Annotated in this window: 1 rRNA gene; it reads right to left on the reverse strand. The window is 54.2% G+C overall.

From position 1 onward, the window contains the following. Positions 1–1,132 (reverse strand): 16S ribosomal RNA (locus KU854_RS24650); the annotation flags it as partial. Positions 1,133–1,155 lie beyond the last annotated feature (23 nt).

Genomic DNA, 1,155 nt, shown 5'->3' on the forward strand with positions numbered 1-1,155 from the left:
GCTGGCAAACAAGGATAAGGGTTGCGCTCGTTGCGGGACTTAACCCAACATTTCACAACACGAGCTGACGACAGCCATGCAGCACCTGTCTCAGAGCTCCCGAAGGCACACCAGAATCTCTTCCGGCTTCTCTGGATGTCAAGAGTAGGTAAGGTTCTTCGCGTTGCATCGAATTAAACCACATGCTCCACCGCTTGTGCGGGCCCCCGTCAATTCATTTGAGTTTTAATCTTGCGACCGTACTCCCCAGGCGGTCTACTTAACGCGTTAGCTCCGAAAGCCACGGCTCAAGGCCACAACCTCCAAGTAGACATCGTTTACAGCGTGGACTACCAGGGTATCTAATCCTGTTTGCTCCCCACGCTTTCGCATCTGAGCGTCAGTCTTTGTCCAGGGGGCCGCCTTCGCCACCGGTATTCCTTCAGATCTCTACGCATTTCACCGCTACACCTGAAATTCTACCCCCCTCTACAAGACTCTAGCCTGCCAGTTCAAAATGCAGTTCCCAGGTTAAGCCCGGGGCTTTCACATCTTGCTTAACAGACCGCCTGCATGCGCTTTACGCCCAGTAATTCCGATTAACGCTCGCACCCTCCGTATTACCGCGGCTGCTGGCACGGAGTTAGCCGGTGCTTCTTCTGCAGCTAACGTCAAGCAACGCAGGTATTAACTACGCTACCTTCCTCACTGCTGAAAGTGCTTTACAACCCGAAGGCCTTCTTCACACACGCGGCATGGCTGCATCAGGCTTGCGCCCATTGTGCAATATTCCCCACTGCTGCCTCCCGTAGGAGTCTGGACCGTGTCTCAGTTCCAGTGTGGCTGATCATCCTCTCAAACCAGCTAGGGATCGTCGCCTTGGTGAGCCATTACCTCACCAACTAGCTAATCCCAACTGGGCCCATCCTGACGCGAGAAGCCCGAAGGTCCTCCTCTTTGGTCCGTAGACATCATGCGGTATTAGCAGTCGTTTCCAACTGTTATCCCCCACATCAGGGCAGGTTCCCAGCCATTACTCACCCGTCCGCCGCTCGCCACCCAGGGAACAAGTTCCCCTGTGCTGCCGCTCGACTTGCATGTGTTAGGCCTGCCGCCAGCGTTCAATCTGAGCCATGATCAAACTCTTCAATTAGAATTTTGGCTCAACGAATACTG

The organism is Enterovibrio paralichthyis (assembly GCF_019209835.1).
Taxonomy (GTDB): domain Bacteria; phylum Pseudomonadota; class Gammaproteobacteria; order Enterobacterales; family Vibrionaceae; genus Enterovibrio; species Enterovibrio paralichthyis.